10 protein-coding genes and 3 pseudogenes are annotated in these 16,008 nt (G+C 69.9%); 5 read left to right on the top strand and 8 right to left on the bottom strand.

The window, feature by feature from the left end:
* Positions 1-285 precede the first annotated feature (285 nt).
* The 3 genes from ACU616_RS00355 (at position 286) to ACU616_RS00345 (ending at position 2,699) form a co-directional block, all read left to right on the top strand.
* Positions 286-771: a hypothetical protein gene (locus ACU616_RS00355; RefSeq protein WP_446756509.1), complete on the top strand. Its 486-nt coding sequence runs from the start codon at positions 286-288 to the stop codon at positions 769-771.
* Positions 693-1,259: a hypothetical protein gene (locus ACU616_RS00350; protein WP_446756508.1), complete on the top strand. Its 567-nt coding sequence runs from the start codon at positions 693-695 to the stop codon at positions 1,257-1,259. The genes ACU616_RS00355 and ACU616_RS00350 overlap by 79 nt, the downstream gene beginning before the upstream one ends.
* 558 nt (positions 1,260-1,817) lie before the next feature.
* The gene (locus ACU616_RS00345) at positions 1,818-2,699 is read left to right on the top strand and encodes a toll/interleukin-1 receptor domain-containing protein (protein WP_446756507.1); all 882 of its coding nucleotides are present in this window, start codon (positions 1,818-1,820) and stop codon (positions 2,697-2,699) included.
* A gap of 844 nt (positions 2,700-3,543) precedes the next feature.
* Here the strand turns inward: ACU616_RS00345 and ACU616_RS00340 are convergent.
* The 5 genes and pseudogenes from ACU616_RS00340 to ACU616_RS00320 form a co-directional block, all read right to left on the bottom strand.
* Positions 3,544-3,849, bottom strand: a complete 306-nt coding sequence (locus tag ACU616_RS00340; RefSeq protein ID WP_446761535.1) for a hypothetical protein — start codon at positions 3,847-3,849, stop codon at positions 3,544-3,546.
* Between the two features lie 23 nt (positions 3,850-3,872).
* A pseudogene (locus ACU616_RS00335) lies at positions 3,873-4,295 on the bottom strand (class I SAM-dependent methyltransferase); the annotation flags it as partial.
* Positions 4,296-4,538: 243 nt separating this feature from the next.
* Positions 4,539-4,904: a VOC family protein gene (locus tag ACU616_RS00330; protein ID WP_446756506.1), complete on the bottom strand. Its 366-nt coding sequence runs from the start codon at positions 4,902-4,904 to the stop codon at positions 4,539-4,541.
* Positions 4,905-5,183: 279 nt separating this feature from the next.
* Positions 5,184-6,425: a M14 family metallopeptidase gene (locus ACU616_RS00325; protein ID WP_446756505.1), complete on the bottom strand. Its 1,242-nt coding sequence runs from the start codon at positions 6,423-6,425 to the stop codon at positions 5,184-5,186.
* Positions 6,422-6,832, bottom strand: coding sequence for a hypothetical protein (locus ACU616_RS00320; protein WP_446756504.1), 411 nt, complete (start codon positions 6,830-6,832; stop codon positions 6,422-6,424). The genes ACU616_RS00325 and ACU616_RS00320 overlap by 4 nt, the downstream gene beginning before the upstream one ends.
* A 923-nt stretch (positions 6,833-7,755) precedes the next feature.
* Here ACU616_RS00320 and ACU616_RS00315 point away from each other — a divergent pair.
* Positions 7,756-9,750: a tetratricopeptide repeat protein gene (locus tag ACU616_RS00315; RefSeq protein WP_446756503.1), complete on the top strand. Its 1,995-nt coding sequence runs from the start codon at positions 7,756-7,758 to the stop codon at positions 9,748-9,750.
* Between the two features lie 141 nt (positions 9,751-9,891).
* On the opposite strand, the gene ACU616_RS00310 is transcribed toward ACU616_RS00315, so the two are convergent.
* From ACU616_RS00310 to ACU616_RS00300, 3 genes and pseudogenes are all read right to left on the bottom strand, one after another.
* Complete coding sequence (locus tag ACU616_RS00310) at positions 9,892-10,071, bottom strand: hypothetical protein (RefSeq protein WP_446761438.1); 180 nt, start codon at positions 10,069-10,071, stop codon at positions 9,892-9,894.
* Between the two features lie 122 nt (positions 10,072-10,193).
* Positions 10,194-10,550 (bottom strand): annotated as a pseudogene (locus tag ACU616_RS00305) (hypothetical protein); the annotation flags it as partial.
* A gap of 891 nt (positions 10,551-11,441) precedes the next feature.
* Positions 11,442-12,245 carry a transposase family protein gene (locus tag ACU616_RS00300; protein WP_446756502.1) on the bottom strand — a complete coding sequence of 268 codons (804 nt, stop codon included), beginning with the start codon at positions 12,243-12,245 and terminating at the stop codon, positions 11,442-11,444.
* An 83-nt stretch (positions 12,246-12,328) separates the two neighbouring features.
* On the opposite strand from ACU616_RS00300, the pseudogene mobF reads away from it, so the two are divergent.
* Positions 12,329-15,922 (top strand): annotated as a pseudogene (gene mobF / locus ACU616_RS00295) (MobF family relaxase).
* The last annotated feature ends 86 nt before the right edge of the window (positions 15,923-16,008 follow it).

Here is a 16,008-nt window from a genome sequence, read left to right as displayed (position 1 = left end):
GTCAACCGTCCACTCAACCGATGGCTGGCAACGGCTGGTACGACGCCTTTATGAAGCTGTTGTGTACCCGGTGTGTACCCGTGGGGCACGAGTTCGTCCGGGTGAGACCCCGCAGGGCCGGCCGGGACCTCGGCGGAGTTGTCCATCACTCGGGGCTTGGGCGTGCATACGTCGCTGCCCCGCCGGAGCCCTCCTGGGCGGTGATCGGACCGCTCCACAGCCGGTCAAGGGTGCCGGCTGCAGCGGGTCGCCGGAAGAGCGCTTCGCGTAGTAACGACCTGAGCGGTGGAGGTCTGGGACATCCCCCTGATGGGGTCGACGGGCTTGGTGTCCCAACCGCATCAGGAGGATGTCGTGTCCAACGGTAGGGCTCGTCGGCTGTCGCGCGGTGATCGTCGGCGCAATGAGAGGCTGACTCGGCTGCGGGCGGTGGTCACCCGTGAGTCGGCGGTGCTGGCCTTCGATCTGGCCGGAGACAAGCAGGTCTGCGCGTTGTGTGACCCCGACTCGGCGGTGATCGCTCGGCGCACGATCCGCGCGAAGGCCTGGCAGCTGTCCCAGGCCATGGCCTGGGGACTGGCCCGGGCGGCCGCGGCGGGTTTCTCCTCGGTCGTGGTGGCGTGTGAGCCGACCGGTCACCGCTGGCGGGTGCTGGACCAGATCGCCGATCAGGCCGGCGTGCGGCTGTGTGCGTGCAGCCGCTGCTGGTCGGCCGGGCCCGGGAGGCTGAGGACTTCACCCGGAACAAGAACGACGACTCCGACGCGGTGATCATCGCCCGGCTGGTCACCGAGCTGCGCTGTTACCTGCCCGAGCGGGCAGAGCCGGCCTGGGGCCGCCTGCGACACCTGGGCGCCCGCCGCGCCGGCCTGGTGCTGGCCGCCGGCGCGGCCGGCGCGCAGATCCGTGACCTGCTCGAGTGCGCCTGGCCGGCGGTGCTGAGCGCGGCGGTCGAGCCGCTGGAGTCGGCCAGCTGGCGGGCCGCGGTGACCGTCGTGCTCGACCGGGTGGCCGACACCGGCGATCTGGGTGTGATCCGTCGGTCCGGGTGGTCCCGGTTTGCTGCCACGGTCCGCCGCGAACTCCCGCGGCATGGCACCGCGCGCTGGCACTCACCGATCGTGCGGGCGGTGGTCACGGGCGGGGCGAGCCCGCATGCGCGTCGGGATTACATCCCGCAAGGGACCCTGGGCAGCCCCGCCCGTCTCCGCCAAGCCCGGATGAAGGCTGTCGGGAACAACCCGCTTGACGCTACGTAGGGCCGGAGATGGGCACCCGGGCACCGCCCGCACCAGCGCACAACCCCACCAAGATCAGCTCGACCGGAACACCGGCCGAGCCACCCCACCCTGCCCGAACCACCTTGACCCCGGACTTGACCTCAACCTCATAGGTTGGTCCCTGCGGGATGGGCCTGCGGCCCACCCTTTCCCCGGCCCGCCGCAGCCGGATCGAAGCCGGTTGTGAGGAGCGGCGAGGAGTATGTGGATGGGTGTGTCGAGGCATCGGTAGTCGATCAGCTCCCCGGCACCTACAGCCAGCGCTGCACGCGCAAGAGGCTCGCGCTCGCCGGTGCTCCCCCGTCGACGACTCGCCCGTCCTCCTGACGCTACCGGCCGCGCGGCCAGCTAAGGCATCGTGGATCAAGCAGTCAGCCACAATGATCTCCGGTGTGTCTCTAAAGGCGGCTTAAGGGATACCTCTCGTTGAACTATCCCGATGGATGGCGCGCCGTTAAATCTCTCGCGCTAAGCCCTTTTGGTTGGAGGCTGCACTTGGAGAGGCTGTCGCATAGGCTGAGCGGGTAACCTTATACTATGAAGGTCTTCATCAGTTGGAGCGGAGCGGAGAGCCGGCAGATTGCCGAAGCTATCCACGAGTGGCTGCCTGCGATGTTTGAAACAGTGCAGCCGTATATGTCTGCTCGCGACAATGAGGCCGGGGTTCGTTGGGCTAACGTAGTTTCAGGCCATCTCAACGACTCAGATTTCGGAATCCTATGTCTCACTCCTGAAAACCTCCAGGCTCCGTGGTTGTTGTTTGAGGCCGGTGCGCTTAGCAAGGCTGTGGACGTAGGACGAGTCGTGCCGCTACTGCATCGACTGGGGCCGTCGGACGTCACCACGCCCCTCACGCAATTTCAGATGAAGGACCTAAGCGAGGAGGGGATTCGCGACCTTGTCTGGGCAATCAACTCCGTACTTACCTTTCCGCGCTCCGAGTTGGCACTCACTAGGGCATTTAGGAATATGTGGCCAGACCTTAAAGAGCAGGTAGGAGCCATCAAGCGCGACTCGACCAAGTCCACGCCGCACCGCTCCGACCGAGAGCTGCTGGAGGAAGTTCTTGGTATAATCCGGGCGATCGAGGCTCCAACGAAGACTTCGCGCGGCCGCGGATTGACAGCAGATCACCAAGATGTTTTTGAGCTTTTCGACTCAATTCTTAGCAAGATGGGGAGCGATCACATGATAACGATCCTTAGGGATTACCCAACTAAGATCGAGTTGATCCCCCAGACTACGGGGCAAATGGCTACGGCCTACAGGATGGCAGATACGTTGAGGCCTATAGCTGACGCACTGGACCTTAAGGTCGGCGTCTACCCCGTTGACAGGAGAGCGGTGGGTCTCAGGGAGGACCTCGCTGCGGATGTCGAAAGCAAGTGGCGCGCTCGGCTCGCCCGGTCCGGTGACTAAGCATAGAGCAACGACGACTAGCAGTCGACATACTAATCAGGAGGTGCGTAGTTGCTCCGCGCACTAGGTGCGGGTGCGATTGTGGACGGGCCGCCAATACCCGACATTCTTCATCAGTTGGCCACGCAGTTAGGTGCAACTCCATGCGCGTAGTCGCCATCAGCTCAATCGATATCCGGTGTGGTGTCCCAAAGTGGGCCTCTCAAGGACACAGGTCTTGCGACCCGGCCAGGAGGAGGCGGAACCGGTAACAGTCGTGGTGCACACGATCCGCAGGACTGCCCTAGCTCGCCTTTAACTTGAGGCGGCGGTCTTCTTGATCGCTGGCTGGCGGGGCGCTGGTCCTCGTCGGCTGCCGGGCGGTCGTCCCGGGGAGCGGCCGCAGGCTTTTGGTGGACTGGCCGGCGTGCCCAGCAGCGGCAGGAGTCGGGGAAATCGCGGCGGATTCGGGTCGGGGTCAGCCGATGTGCCGGCAGGGGCCGTTCCAGGGCAACTGACTGCGATCGGGTCGTAGCCGGCGTCTGGGCCTGCGGCCCACCCTTCCCCCGTCCTGCGACAGCCGGAGGAGCGCCGGTTGTGGGGAAGCGGCCAGGACTGCGGACGCGGCGAGTCGTCCAGACCCAGGACGGAACCACTGACGCGCTCCTGCGCGCAGTGGGTCTTGGTATCCGGCGGCCCTCAACGGGGCTGTCACCTCGGCGACGCCACTGTCCCCAAAGGCGGCCTCAGGGACATTCCGGCCAACCCGGCCAACGCCCCCAAAGGATCCCTCTCGTCACCGACGACGGTGGGTGGATGTCTGTGCCCGGACGGACAAAGGGGTCGCGCGGACTGCCAGGGGCGGTCAGCCGCGGAGCCGTGCCAGCCAGACCTCTTCGGGCGGCCAGCGGCGCGGCCAGTCGGGCGTGGCGGCCCACAGCTCGTGCACGTCGACGTCCGGGTCGGCGAGCAGGTGCTCCAGCCGCTCGACCTCGAAGCCGTATCCGCGCAGCAGCGCGATCCACTCCCCGGGCGGCCGCTGGAACTCGATGCTGCCGTCGTCGGCCCACTCGATGCGCCGGGGCGTCCGCCAGTCGCGGCGCAGCCGGTCGGACATGCCCCCGACCTCGTCCTGGCACAGGACGGCCAGCCAGGCGTTGACCAGAAACACCAGCCGACCGCCGGGCACAGCACGCGCGCGGCCTCGGCGAGCCAGCGGTGCGGGTCGCACCAGATGCTCGCGCCGTACTCGGACACCACCAGGTCGACACAGCCGGCGCGCAGCGGTACTGCCTCGCCGTCGGCCTCCAGCAGCGGGAAGCGCTGCCCGTGCACGGCCTGCATCCGGCCGGCGGTGGCCAGCTGCGCACGGGTCAGGTCCAGCCCGATCGGGCGGGCGCCCCACCGCTGCAGCCACGCCGACCAGTACGCCGTCCCGCAGCCGAGCTCGAGGACGTCGAGCCCGCGCACATCGCCGAGCAGACCGAGTTCCCGTTCCGGCCGGCCCGCCGTGCCCCAGGTCGGCTCGGTCACGGCCCAGTGCCGCTCGGCCGCCACGGCACAGGCGGGTGCCAAGCCGGTCCACGCGGTCCGGTTGGCCGCCTGGTGCGTCCCCATGCTGCGCAGCATGTCTGGCGCCGTCCTCCGCTGCGAATCGCTAGGACGCCGGTGTGCTGGTCCGCGCCGGGTGGCGGACACGGGTGTTCGGGCGTGGGCCGGGCAGGACGGCTCCTGGCACCGGGCAGCTGGGTCGACCGCGGCGAGGTTGACCCAGCCGGGCGCCGCTGCCGCAGTCGCCTGGCAGCTCCGCCGACCCTCGCGGCGCAAGCGGCGCCGCCTGGTGCGCGATGAGGATCGGGGTCAGGCGTTGCCTGGGCGCTGCATGATCTCGTACACGTTGCCGTCGGGGCCGATGTAGTGGTTCCAGATCGCGCCGCCGTCGGTCTGTGGCTCGCCGAGGAAGCGGATGCCGGCGGCGATCATGGCGGCGCGCGTCGCGGCGAAGTCGTCCACCTGCAGGCCCACGACCGGTCCCTGCAGGAAGAAGTCGTGGTCGGCGTCGCCGGGGCCGTACACGTGCAGCTCATCGCCGGCCGGCGTGACGAACCACGCCGCGTGCGGCTCGTCTTTGATCATCGGCATGGCCAGCACGTCGCGGTAGAACGCGCGCACGTCGGCGAAGCGCTCGGTGCGCACGCCGAGGAAGGTGAAGCCGAGGATCGACACGTGATCATCTTCGCCGACCGCAAGGGATCGCGGTGGGCCCGCCGACGCAGCCGGTCGGTTCGGACCGACTGTCCCTCACTCGGTCGCTCCGAGGGCGGCGCCAGATGCCAGCGGCCGGGTGCGACAACGCCACCGACAACATAATCCCCATTTATGTTGCTCCCGGCGACGTCGCTGCGGCAGGCCATGGGTCTGGGGCGATGAGTCAGTCCTCACGTTGGTCGCCGGGGTCGGTGAGTATCGGCGTGGCGAGGGCGGACGGGTCGGGGCCGGCGCCGGTCAACGCTGGGCTTGTCCGGTTGAGGCCTCCGCCGGTGTGCTGGCCGGCGACTCCTGCGCAGGGATAGCGGTGGTCTGGTCGGCATGTGGTGGTGCGGCGGTGTGGGAGGCGACGGCCGTGCAAAAGGCCAGCAGCGCCGCGGTGATCTCCTCGATGATCGGGACCATGTCCGGGTAGTTCGGGTGGAAGCTCTTGGAGATCGACGCCCGCTGCGGTCCCCACTCGATCGTGTAGCCGAGCACTCTGCCTCGGGCGGGATCGAGGAAGCTGCGTGAGTAGGCCCAGTCGTCGGAGGTGCCCGAGGTGGGATAGAGCCCGACGGCGCTCTTCACGCTGTACCGCCGGCCGTGGGCGGCCTGGATGGCGTCGCGCATGGTGGTGCCTAGGGTGATCGCCTCGGTCAGGTCGGCGGCCGGGATGAATTCCCGGTATTTGGCCGCGTCCGGCTTGGCCGGGTCGTTGGCCGGGGTGCTGTCCGGAACGCCGCGTTTGTCGTCGTAGGCGGGGTTGTGGAAGTTCATCGACGGGGTGGTGGTCTGGTCGTCGTCGTCGCCCCAGTTGTAGAGGATGTCCTCGCCGAAGGAGTGGACGTCGATGAAGTGGGTCACCGACCGGTACTGGTCGAGTAGCCAGGTGACGTTGGCGGTCTCCGGTTCGGATGCGGCGCCGGGTCCGAGGTAGATCTCCTCGCACGGGTCGGTGGAGGTCCGGACGGGCGCGTTCGGGCTGAACTTGGTGGTGTAGTCCCAGAGGAAGTCGTAGTTGCGGTTGATGTCGACGCCGGGGCCCTGTCCGTCTCCGGTGGGGCAGGGCGGCTGGCCGGGGTCGGCGGGCCGGCGGTTCTTGCGCCACATCGGGTCGACGGTCATGGAGTGGTGCCGGCCGTCCGGGTTGGCCTGCGGGAAGACGACCACGTCGAGGGTGTCCACGATCTGCCGCACCTGGGCTGCGCTGATGCTGGCGCCGCCCTGGGTGATGCCGGTGCCGCTGCGATAGGCGTCGGTGACCAGCTGTACGAAGTTGATCAGGATGTCGGGGCTGCCCCATTCGCGGGCGTGTACCCCGCCGAGCAGGTAGACGCCGGCGCGCGCCGGCGGACCGGCGTGAATGCGCAGGGCCGAGCAGGTCCGTCCCTCCCACGTCCGGTGGGGAAGGGTGATTAGCTGGGTGAAGCCGGCGTTCGCCGGTCGGGCGGCCAGTGCCAGCGCGGTCTCGACCTCGGCGACGTTGAGGTAGCTCACGACCGCTCCTCCTTCGCCTCCGTCGCCGCGGCCAGCTCGGCGGCGAACCGGTTGCCCTGGCCGACCTGCTGGAGGTCCTCCCGGGCGGCCTCGGTGACGTCTTCGTGCTGCTCCACCCGGTAGCCGGCGTCGGTCAGGCGTCGGATGGTGGTCTCGTCGGCCAGGGCATCGACCCGAGGCTCTGGGCTCTCCTCGTCGAGGGTCTGTGGCAGGACCCGGACCCGATGGGTGCGCACGAGGTCGGCCATGGCGTCGCGATCGGCGCCGCGAACGGTGATGTGGAACGTGGGCATGAGGGCCTCCACGTGGGGTGTGGTGATCGGACCCGCGAAGATTGTCGCCTTCCGCCGCGCCCCAGCGGCGGTGGCTGTCTCGGTGGATCCGGCATCTGTGCCGAGCGTCGTCACCGTCGACCTGATACATCCCTCGGAACGGACCCGTTGGGGTCGGCATCGGCACTGCTGCCCGACGGGCCGACCACGGCCACGAACCGGTCCGACTCACACTGCGGCGGCGGGTCAACAGCTCCAGCAGCCGACCTCCGGCCGTGTGCTGGAGATGCTCGACCCGAGCAGCTCGATGAGATCCACCGCCGCATCAGCGCCAGGCGGGCACAGCAGAACTGAGCTCCCCGAACGATGCCCCCTCGACTCCCGATACTGAGGTTTTCTCACCAGGATTCGCCGTCCGCGGACGGCCAGGGAAGGCATCACTGCAGGTCAGGCGCATGTGCCAGCGGAGGTGCCAAGTGCCACGTGGCGGGACCCGCGCCGAGCAGCCGTGATCGACGTCGCCAACGACTCGCCGCAGCCCTGACCAGCGGCGCCGACCGTCCCCTTCAAGCTGGTGCGGATTCCTGGTGAGAAAACCTCACTAATAGGATTGCTGGTAGGTTGACCCAAGTTCAATCCGGACGCGGCGCTTGTGCCGCCTGACCTGGGCTTCTGCGGCACTCCTGGTCCGCCCGGACACACCGGTACCATTCGGCGTCAACTTACGAGCACTCCTTTCAGTAACTTCTCCCCTATCAGGCCACGGGTGATCGGTTGCATGAGGTAGCGGAGCTCTCTTCCCTCAGGCCAAGCCATATGTGATGTTGTTTAGGCGTAGTGGTGGTGGTCAGGGTGACCGGCGGCCTGCTGAGTGCTCTGAAGACGTCGGGAGTGAGAACAGCGTGCGTGGCTCGGGGTGGCTGGCGTGGCTACGAGCGCTGCCGCGGTCTCTCGTGTGGGGGGTTTGTGTTGTCCTGTCGGCTGCGGTCGTAGGAATTTTGGCGGCTTTCAATGCGCCCGGCTGGGCGCGGTCCATCGCCATAGTCCTAGGTGCGGCGGTGGGGGTGGCGTCTGAGCTTGACAAGTGGCAAACCAAGCGGCGGGAGCAGCGGGAGGCGGAGCAGCAGGAGCGCGAGGCCGAGGCGGCTGCGGAGGCGGAGTGGCAGCGCCGGGCGCAGAACTGCCTGCGGCTGTGGCCCGCGCCGCCGCTGGCCGATGCCGATCCCTACATCCTGGGGGTGGCGCAGTCAGACCTTGCCCAGCGGCACACCCCGGCCGGCGAGGCCCTCGCGCCGTACGTGCCGCGCGGCCTCAAGTCGGGCGACATCGACTCGCTGGCGTTGAAGCGGCTCAAGGCGCAGGGGCTGCTGCTGATCATCGGCGCTCCGGCCAGCGGAGCCACCCGAACCGCCTATGAGGTGGCCCGAGCCGACTCCACGAGGCGTCTGGTGCTGGCTCCCGAGCCGCCGCAGGGACTGACGACCGCCCTCGACGAGCTGGATGTGGTGTCCCGGCTCGCCCCTCCGATACGGCTGCTGTTGTGGCTGGACCGGGTCGATAGGTTCACCGGACCGGGGGCGACGGTGGTGGCGATGCTGCGCCGCTGTCGAAGAGAATCGCCGGCGTTGCGGGTGGTGGCGACCATCTCATCCACCCGCTACGCCGTCTGGGCCAGCGAAAATCCGGAGGTGGCGGCCGAGTTCGGTGCGCCCGTCACCTTGGAGCGGCTGCCGACGCTGGATGAGCTGGAGCGAGCCGAGGCGGTGTATCCGGGTGTGGACGTCAGCGAGGGCATCGCCGCGGCGTTCACGGCCGCAGCGGCCCTGAGAATACGCAAGAATGCCGGTGTTGCCACCTGTCCCTTTGAGCCGGGCGGCGGGGATTGCACGCTGGCGCGTCCGGTGGTCGAGGTCACGATCGACTGGGGTCGTACCGGCACACCCCGTCCCCTGCCGATAGACTACCTACCCGAGCTGGTTGGACAACGCCTGGGAAGGCCCCAGCAGATCGACCGGGCGCATTTGACCCATGTCATTGAGTGGGCCGCCACCCCGATCCCGCAGGGCGCCTCACTGCTGCGTCGAGGAGGCGATGACCGGGGCGATCAAGTGGTCACCGCGCACACCGAAATCATAGAAATTCAGCGCAGTGAGACGAACGGACCCGCAGAACCGATGTGGATGGCCGCTCTACAGGACGCTGAAGGCGCCGGTGACTCCGAGGCGGTGGGGTGCATCGGCTTCCGCGCCCACACCGAGGGCCCCCCCGACATCGCCGCCCAAGCCTGGGCCAGAGTCACCAGCCTCGATGAGCCGGCCGCTCAGTGGCTGGAGCGGGCGGCCGCATTCAGCCGCCAACGGCATGAGCCCTCCGCCGAGAGGCCGCCGCGGGAGCGGCTGCTCGCGTTGACCGAGCTCACCTACGGGCCAGAGTCCGCAGAGACGGCCGTCGCCCTCATCAACCTGGGAAACGCCTGGCGCGGGCTGGGGCGGGCGGCCAAGGCCCGGGAGTTGTTCGAGCGGGCGCTGGACATCGAGGAGCGGGCGTTTGGCCCGGATCATCCCGAGGTCGCCAGCACCCTCACCAACCTGGGAAACGCCTGGAATGAGTTGGGGCGGGCGGCCAAGGCCCGGGAGTTGTTCGAGCGGGCGCTGGGCATCCAGGAGCGGGCGTTTGGCCCGGATCATCCCGAGGTCGCCAGCACCCTCGGCAACCTGGGAAACGCCTGGCGAGAGTTGGGGCAGGCGGCCAAGGCCCGGGAGTTTTTTGAGCGGGCGCTGGACATCGAGGAGCGGGCGTTTGGCCCGGATCATCCCGAGGTCGCCCGCACCTTCGTCAACCTGGGAATTGCCTGGAGTGAGCTGGGGGAGGCGGCCCAGGCCCGGGAACTGTATGAGCAGGCGCTGCATATCTTGCACGCTTACTTTCCCACCGGACATCCGAACATCGATATCGTCACCCGTAACCTGCGGGTTGTTGCTCCCGACGTGATCGCTCTGGACGGCGGGCAGGTCATCCATCGACCGCAAAGCGGCCAGGAGACCAATCCGTGACGGCCGGCTGCGACAGCCTCGCCACCAACGCCCAAAAGTTCGCCGAGGACACGGAGGTCCTTCGGGGACTATCCACGTAGCAGGTCGTTACGGGAGTCATGGGGTCATCCAGGGCTGCAGGCTAGGTGGTCAGGAGAAGCGCTATCGAGCATTCTCGCTGGTCAAGGCTGTGGCGAGCAGGTAGTTGGGGGAGCGGTCGAGGTTGTGGCGGCTGCGGTCGTATCGCCGTGTCGTGCGTGGGTCGGCGTGGCCGAGGGCGTCTTGCACGTCTTGGAGCGCAGCGCCCAGGCGCAGTGATTCGGTCGCGTAGCTGTGGCACAGGCTGTGGGGGCTGACGCCGGCTGGTAGACCCGCCGTCTTGCACAGCCAAAGCAGCTGCTCGTAGCCGTAGCCGTAGCGGCCGTTGGACGCCAGAAAATTGGCCCGTCGCTGCGCCCGTCGAGGTACTCGTCGAGGGCGCGCACGACTGGAGGGGCCAGTGCGACGCGGGCGGTCTTGCCGCCCTTGCGCGTCACCTTGAGCACCCGGTGGCCGTAGTCGCGCACGTCGGCCTCGAGCGCCTCGGGGATCCGCAGCCCGCAGAAGGTCAGCACCGCCACCAGCGCGGCCGAGCGCCGCGAGTGATCGGTCGCTGCGGTGAGCAGACGGCGCAGCTGGTCGACCCAGTCCAACGGGGTTTCGACTTCGGCGGCCCGGGCCAGAGCCTCCTCTCGCCACGCGCGCGTGGGCAGGGTTGATAGAAGAGAATTCTGTCCGACCAGCGCATCGGGCTGAGATCCGGCCGAGCCCCTGGTGCTCATCGGTGTGGCCTCCCGGTGCTGCGCGGGCCTGGCCTCGATGGGCGGCCCCCGAGCAGTGACAGGTCGGCTCGCAAGTTATCGTGCTTTCGTCACCGCGTCGTCACCGCGTCGTCACCGCCTCTGCTCCGCCGCGGCGACGATCTACTCATCCGTCTGCCCGATATGGGCTGCTTGCAGTTGACGCACTGCGCCCAGCGCAGCCGCGGCAGGCGCGGTCATCGATCCCTCAAGTACGGCTGCCGCGCGCTCCTCGGAGCGGCTGGCTCGTCCTCACCGCGGTCCTCGTGCTCTGGCTGGCGACCAAGTGCCGGCGGTCAGGGATAAGGAGGACGTCCCGCACGACGAACCCCGGTCGGGAACACCGCAGGACGGAGCGGGTGCCCCTCGGCCGCCGTCCCGAACGACCCGCCCGGTGAACCTTCCCGCACGGAGAGGACAACCGGGACGCCCTGCGAGCCGGTCGCAGCCTCGTCGTCCGGCTGCCGCTCGACATCCACGCCACCGGTTCGCAGGAGGCCGGAGACGCGAGCCGGGGCACCCTGGAGCCGATCGTCATCCGGACCTGCAATTCGAAAGAAAGCGACCTGTTCTCAGTCGACAGTCGCCGTAAACAACCAACGACATGACGTCCGCGGCGTCTTCGCGCCCGCCACTCCAGCACTTCCCGGGGAAGCTCATGTCTTCACCAGAGAACGGTACGCATGCTACCAATAGCGGTAGTCCGGGCCCCGCTTCGCGGGGCCCACTGCCGTTTCTGGGGGTGGCGTGTTGGTCATTGTTGGGCGGCGTTGATAATGCACGGCGGAATGAAGGTCTACGCCGGTGTTCCGTCGGCGGCCCGCCACTACGTGGAGGCCGACCGGAGCCGGACCGATGACTACTGAGGTTTTCTCACCTGGTTCCGCGGTCGAGTGAGGTGAGCACTAATGCGGCAGCTGCGATTGCGCCGATGCGGTGCGGGCTGACGGTGACCCGGTCGAGGGCGCGCCAGCGGCCGAGCAGGGCGTGACCGCGTTCGGTGGGCGCGCGCAGCGCGATGATCAGGGAGTTGTAGCAGCGGTTGTCGGTGTGCAGCGGCCCGTCAGGCTGGTGCTTGACCGGCACGTGCACGCCGATGCCGGCGCCGGTGTAGCCCTTGTCGGCCAGCACGGGCAGCCCCCGGGCGGCGTGCGGATACAGCGCCGGCAGCACCAGCTCGCGGGCCGCGGTCAGATCGTGGGTCGAGCCGGGGCGGACGTCAGAGACCCACAGCGGAAAGCCGCTGGGGTCGCACAGGACCTGCACGCTGCCGCCGAAGGCATGGTGCTTGCCGGAGTACCACAGGTGATGGCCGCGCTCGGCGCGGACGGCAACCCGGTCGGTGGGGACCAGGGTGCCGTCCAGACACACGAAGGACAGCCCGGCGGCGTGGGCGCGGTTCAGGACGTCGTCGAGCTCAGGAGCGCGCGTGGCGATCACATCCAGCGCCTCGTGCAGATAGCGGTAGGCGGTGGCGATGCTCAGCCCGGCCTGGCGAGCGAGCGTGCGTAGGTCCAGTCGGTGGCGCAGCCAACGCAGCGCGAGGACGACCTGGACGTGCACCGTGCCCGCCCGCTGCGCCGGGCGGGATCCGGGCCGCCGACGGTGCTGGGCGATCCAGCCGGTCACCGCCTTCAACACCGCGGTGGACACATCCAGGCTGGCACGATGAGACACAGCGGGCTCCCGGGGAAGTGGAGATCGGCCTTTGGCGAGACGATCTTCATCCCGGGAGCCCGCGCCCTCCTCCACAACCTCGACTGCGACCAGCGACGACGCCAATCAGGCCGTCAAGCCTGGTGAGAAAACCTCACTACCTCACCGAGGGCGCCGGTATCGCCCGCCGCTATACCGCCGCCGACGGCAGGGTGACCGAGGTCGCTGCGCTGGCCGGGGATGGCTACGAGGCGTGGGTGGCCGGCACCGACCCCGACACCGGCGAGCCGCGCGGTCGGCTACGCACCGACGACCGCGCGCTGCGGTTCGTCGAGGTGGTGGTCAACGGGCCGAAGTCCTGGTCGCTGGCCGCCGCCCTGCACCCGGACATCGCCGCCGCCTACGACGCCGCCCAGGACCGCGCCGCCACCCAGATCATCGGCTGGCTCTCCCAGCACGCCACCACCCGCGTCGGCCCGCGCGGCGGGCAGGTGCAGGTACCCGTGGAGCGCCTGGAGGCGGTGACCGTGCGGCACTACACCTCCCGCGCCGGGGATCCGCACCGGCACCTGCACCTGCAAATAAGCGCCCGGGTGTTCGCCGCCGGGCGGTGGCGGGGGCTGCACACCGTCGGGGTCCGTGACTCACTGGCCGCGATCAACGGGATCGGACACGCCGCCGTGGCCTGCGACCCGCCCTTCCGCGCCGCGCTGGCCGCACACGGCTACACCCTCGACGGCACCGGAGAAATACGGGAGATCGCCGAGTACGTGGGGGCGTTCAGCGCCCGGGCGGCCCAGGGCCGCAACCTAGACCGCTACGAACGCCACTGGACCATCGAGCACCCCGGCCAGACGCCCGGGCCGGGCCTGCGGCGGGCCTGGGACAGGCGAGCGTGGGCCGAAGGCCGCCCGGACAAGGTCACCCCTCAGCCCGGTGCCGACCTCACCACCCGGTGGGTCGGCGAGCTGATCGCCCTCGGTTATCGCGACCGCGATTTACCGGTGGATCTCACGCCGACACTGGTGGGCACCCTCGACCGGGAAGCCGCGGTGGGCGCCGTGCTCACCCGGCTGGCCGGGAGTCGCTCCGCGTGGAACGCCGCCGATGTCCGCGGCGAGGTCGAGCAGCTGATCGCCGCCACCGGCATCGTCGCCGACGGCGCAGTCCGCATCGAGCTGGCCGAGGACCTCACCGCCCGCACCATGGCCCGGTGCGTGCCGCTGCTGGACCGCGACGGCGGTGCCGGTGCGGTGCCCGAGCACATCCGCGCGTGGACCTCCCAGCCCGTGCTCGACGTCGAGGCCGAGCTGACCGACCGCCTGGCCGTCCGCGGTGGGACCGCCGGCGTCGATGAGCCGGTGCTGCCCGCTGCGGTGCGCGGGCGGCTGGACGCCGGGCAGGCCGCGGCGGTCGCCACGCTGGCCGGTGACCGGCCCCTGATCGTCGTCGAAGGGGCGGCCGGGGCGGGCAAGACCACCACCTGGGCGATGCTGCATGCGCGCGGGCACGGGTTGATGGTGGTGACCCCGACACTGAAGGCAGCCAGGGTCGCCGCCGCGGAGGTCGGCACCGCGGCGGGGTCGGCGGCGTGGCTGGCCTTCTAGCACGGCTGGCGCTGGACTGACGACGGCGTCTGGGCCCGGTTGCCCGCCGGTGACGCCGACCCCCTCACCGGTGGCACATACACCGGGCCGGAGGTCCGGGCCAGGCTCAGCTCCGGGGACCTGCTGGTCGTCGATGAGGCCGGGATGATCGACCAGGACACCGCCCGCGCGCTGCTGACCATCGCCGACGAGGCCGGCGCCCGGCTGGCGCTCCTCGGTGACCGCCACCAGCTGGCCGCGGTTGGCCGCGGCGGCGTCCTGGACCTCGCCGCCGAGCGGGTCGACCCGGCCGGCCACCTGATGCTGGACACGGTGCACCGCTTCATCCGCACCGACGATGCCGGCCGGATGATGCCTGATGCTGAGTACGCCGAGCTGACTCTGGCCATGCGCACCGGCGAAGACCCGCGCGCGGTGTTCGACGCGCTGGCCATCCGCGGCCGGATCAGCCTGCACTCCGACGCCGCGGCGCTGCAGGAGGCCCTCGCCGCCACCTCCGCCACCTTCTACAGGGTCGGTGAACCGGTGGCGGTGGTCGTCGACACCCGCGAGCAGGCCGCCGAGCTGGCCGCCGCCATCCGCGACCGGCTGGTCACCGACGGACAGGTCGACGACACCCGGACCGTCACCACCCGCAGCGGGCAGCGAATCGGAGTTGGAGACCGGGTCGCCACCCGCCGCAACGACCGCGACCTGGCCGTCGCCAATCGCGACACCTGGATCGTCACCGCGGTCGACCGCGATGGCCGGCTGACCGTCACCCCACCCGTGGAAGACGGCGCCCCGGTGCCATCCCATGTCACCCCAGCGCAGACGAAGCAACGGGTGCTGCCCGCCGGCTACGTCAGCTCACACGTGGAGCTGGCCTATGCCTCCACTGCGCACGGCGCGCAGGGCGACACCGTGTTGACCGGACACCTAGTGGTCGGTGAGCACACCGGGGCGGCGTCGGCCTATGTCGGGATGACCCGCGGCCGCGCCGCCAACACCGCCCACCTGGTCGCCACCGATCTCGAGCATGCGCGGGAGCAGTGGATCGCCGTCTTCGACCGCGACCGCGCCGACCTCGGCCCCGGCCACGCCGCGCAGCTCGCCGCCGCCGAGGCCGCTCACTACGCCGCACCTCCTCACACGCTCGAGCAGGTCCTCGCGCAGCTGCATCAGGCGTGGACGGCAGAGCAGCGCTGCCTGGACCGGCTTGCCCTGTTGCAGCCGATGCGCGACCGGCTGCGCGAGGTCGTCGCGCTCGACGCCGGCCACGCCGACGAGTTCCTAGCCCTCGAGGCCCAATGCCGGAGGTCGTCCCTCGTCGCCGAACGGGCCACGCAGCAGGTCGATGTCAGCGGCTCAGCCGTCGCGGCGCAGGCGGAGCAGACCCGCGAGGACCTGCTCGGCGGCTGGGACGGCGAACGCGACGAAGCCCGTGCTGCGGCCCGGGTCGTGCTCGACGGCCCGGGCCGGCTCCGGCTGCGGCGGGCGGCCGTCGCCCACGCAGGAGCGCAGCTCGCCGGTTGGGCCGACCGCTGGCGCCCCTACCTGCCGCAGATGCCCGCCGACCCCGGCCGGCTCGCACAGGTCGCCGACGGGTCCGACGACCGGCCGGCGCTGGCCGCCGCGTTCGACGCTGTCGCACGGCGCGCCGCCGAGCACGCCCACCCCGAGCACGCCGCGCTGTGCGCGGCCGCCGACGCTGCTCGACGCGAGCACGACCGAGCGCGACGCGCGCTGGCCGAGGCCGTCCGCCGGTGCGAGGACGAGCTGAGCCGGTTCGGCGCGCTCGGTCGGACCCCGGACCTCGCGGGCAGGCTGGCCGACCTCGACCGCGACATCGCCGCGGACCAGCGTGGGCTGGCCGCAGCACGGGTGCGCATCATCCAGCTGGAGGCAGATCCGGCCCTGGCCGCCCAGTCGGCCGACCGGCTCGCCGCAGAGCGCGACGCCTGGCGCGTAGCCCGAGACGCCGACCGCCGGCAGTTCCAGTCGAGCCCCCTGCGGCCGGCCGCTCCCGCGGCAGGATTCGGTAGCCCGCAGCCGCGGCGCCACGAGGTCGCCGCCGGTCGTCGGGATGCCGGCCCGTCCCTCGGACGGTGACCGCGAGTCTCCAGTAGCGGGACGTGAGCTCCACACGAGAGGTACTGGAGGACTACCGGAGGAGGACTGGAGACGGTCGGAAGAAC

Source organism: Geodermatophilus sp. URMC 62 (assembly GCF_052931475.1).
This window is presented reverse-complemented; position numbering and strand designations above follow the sequence as displayed.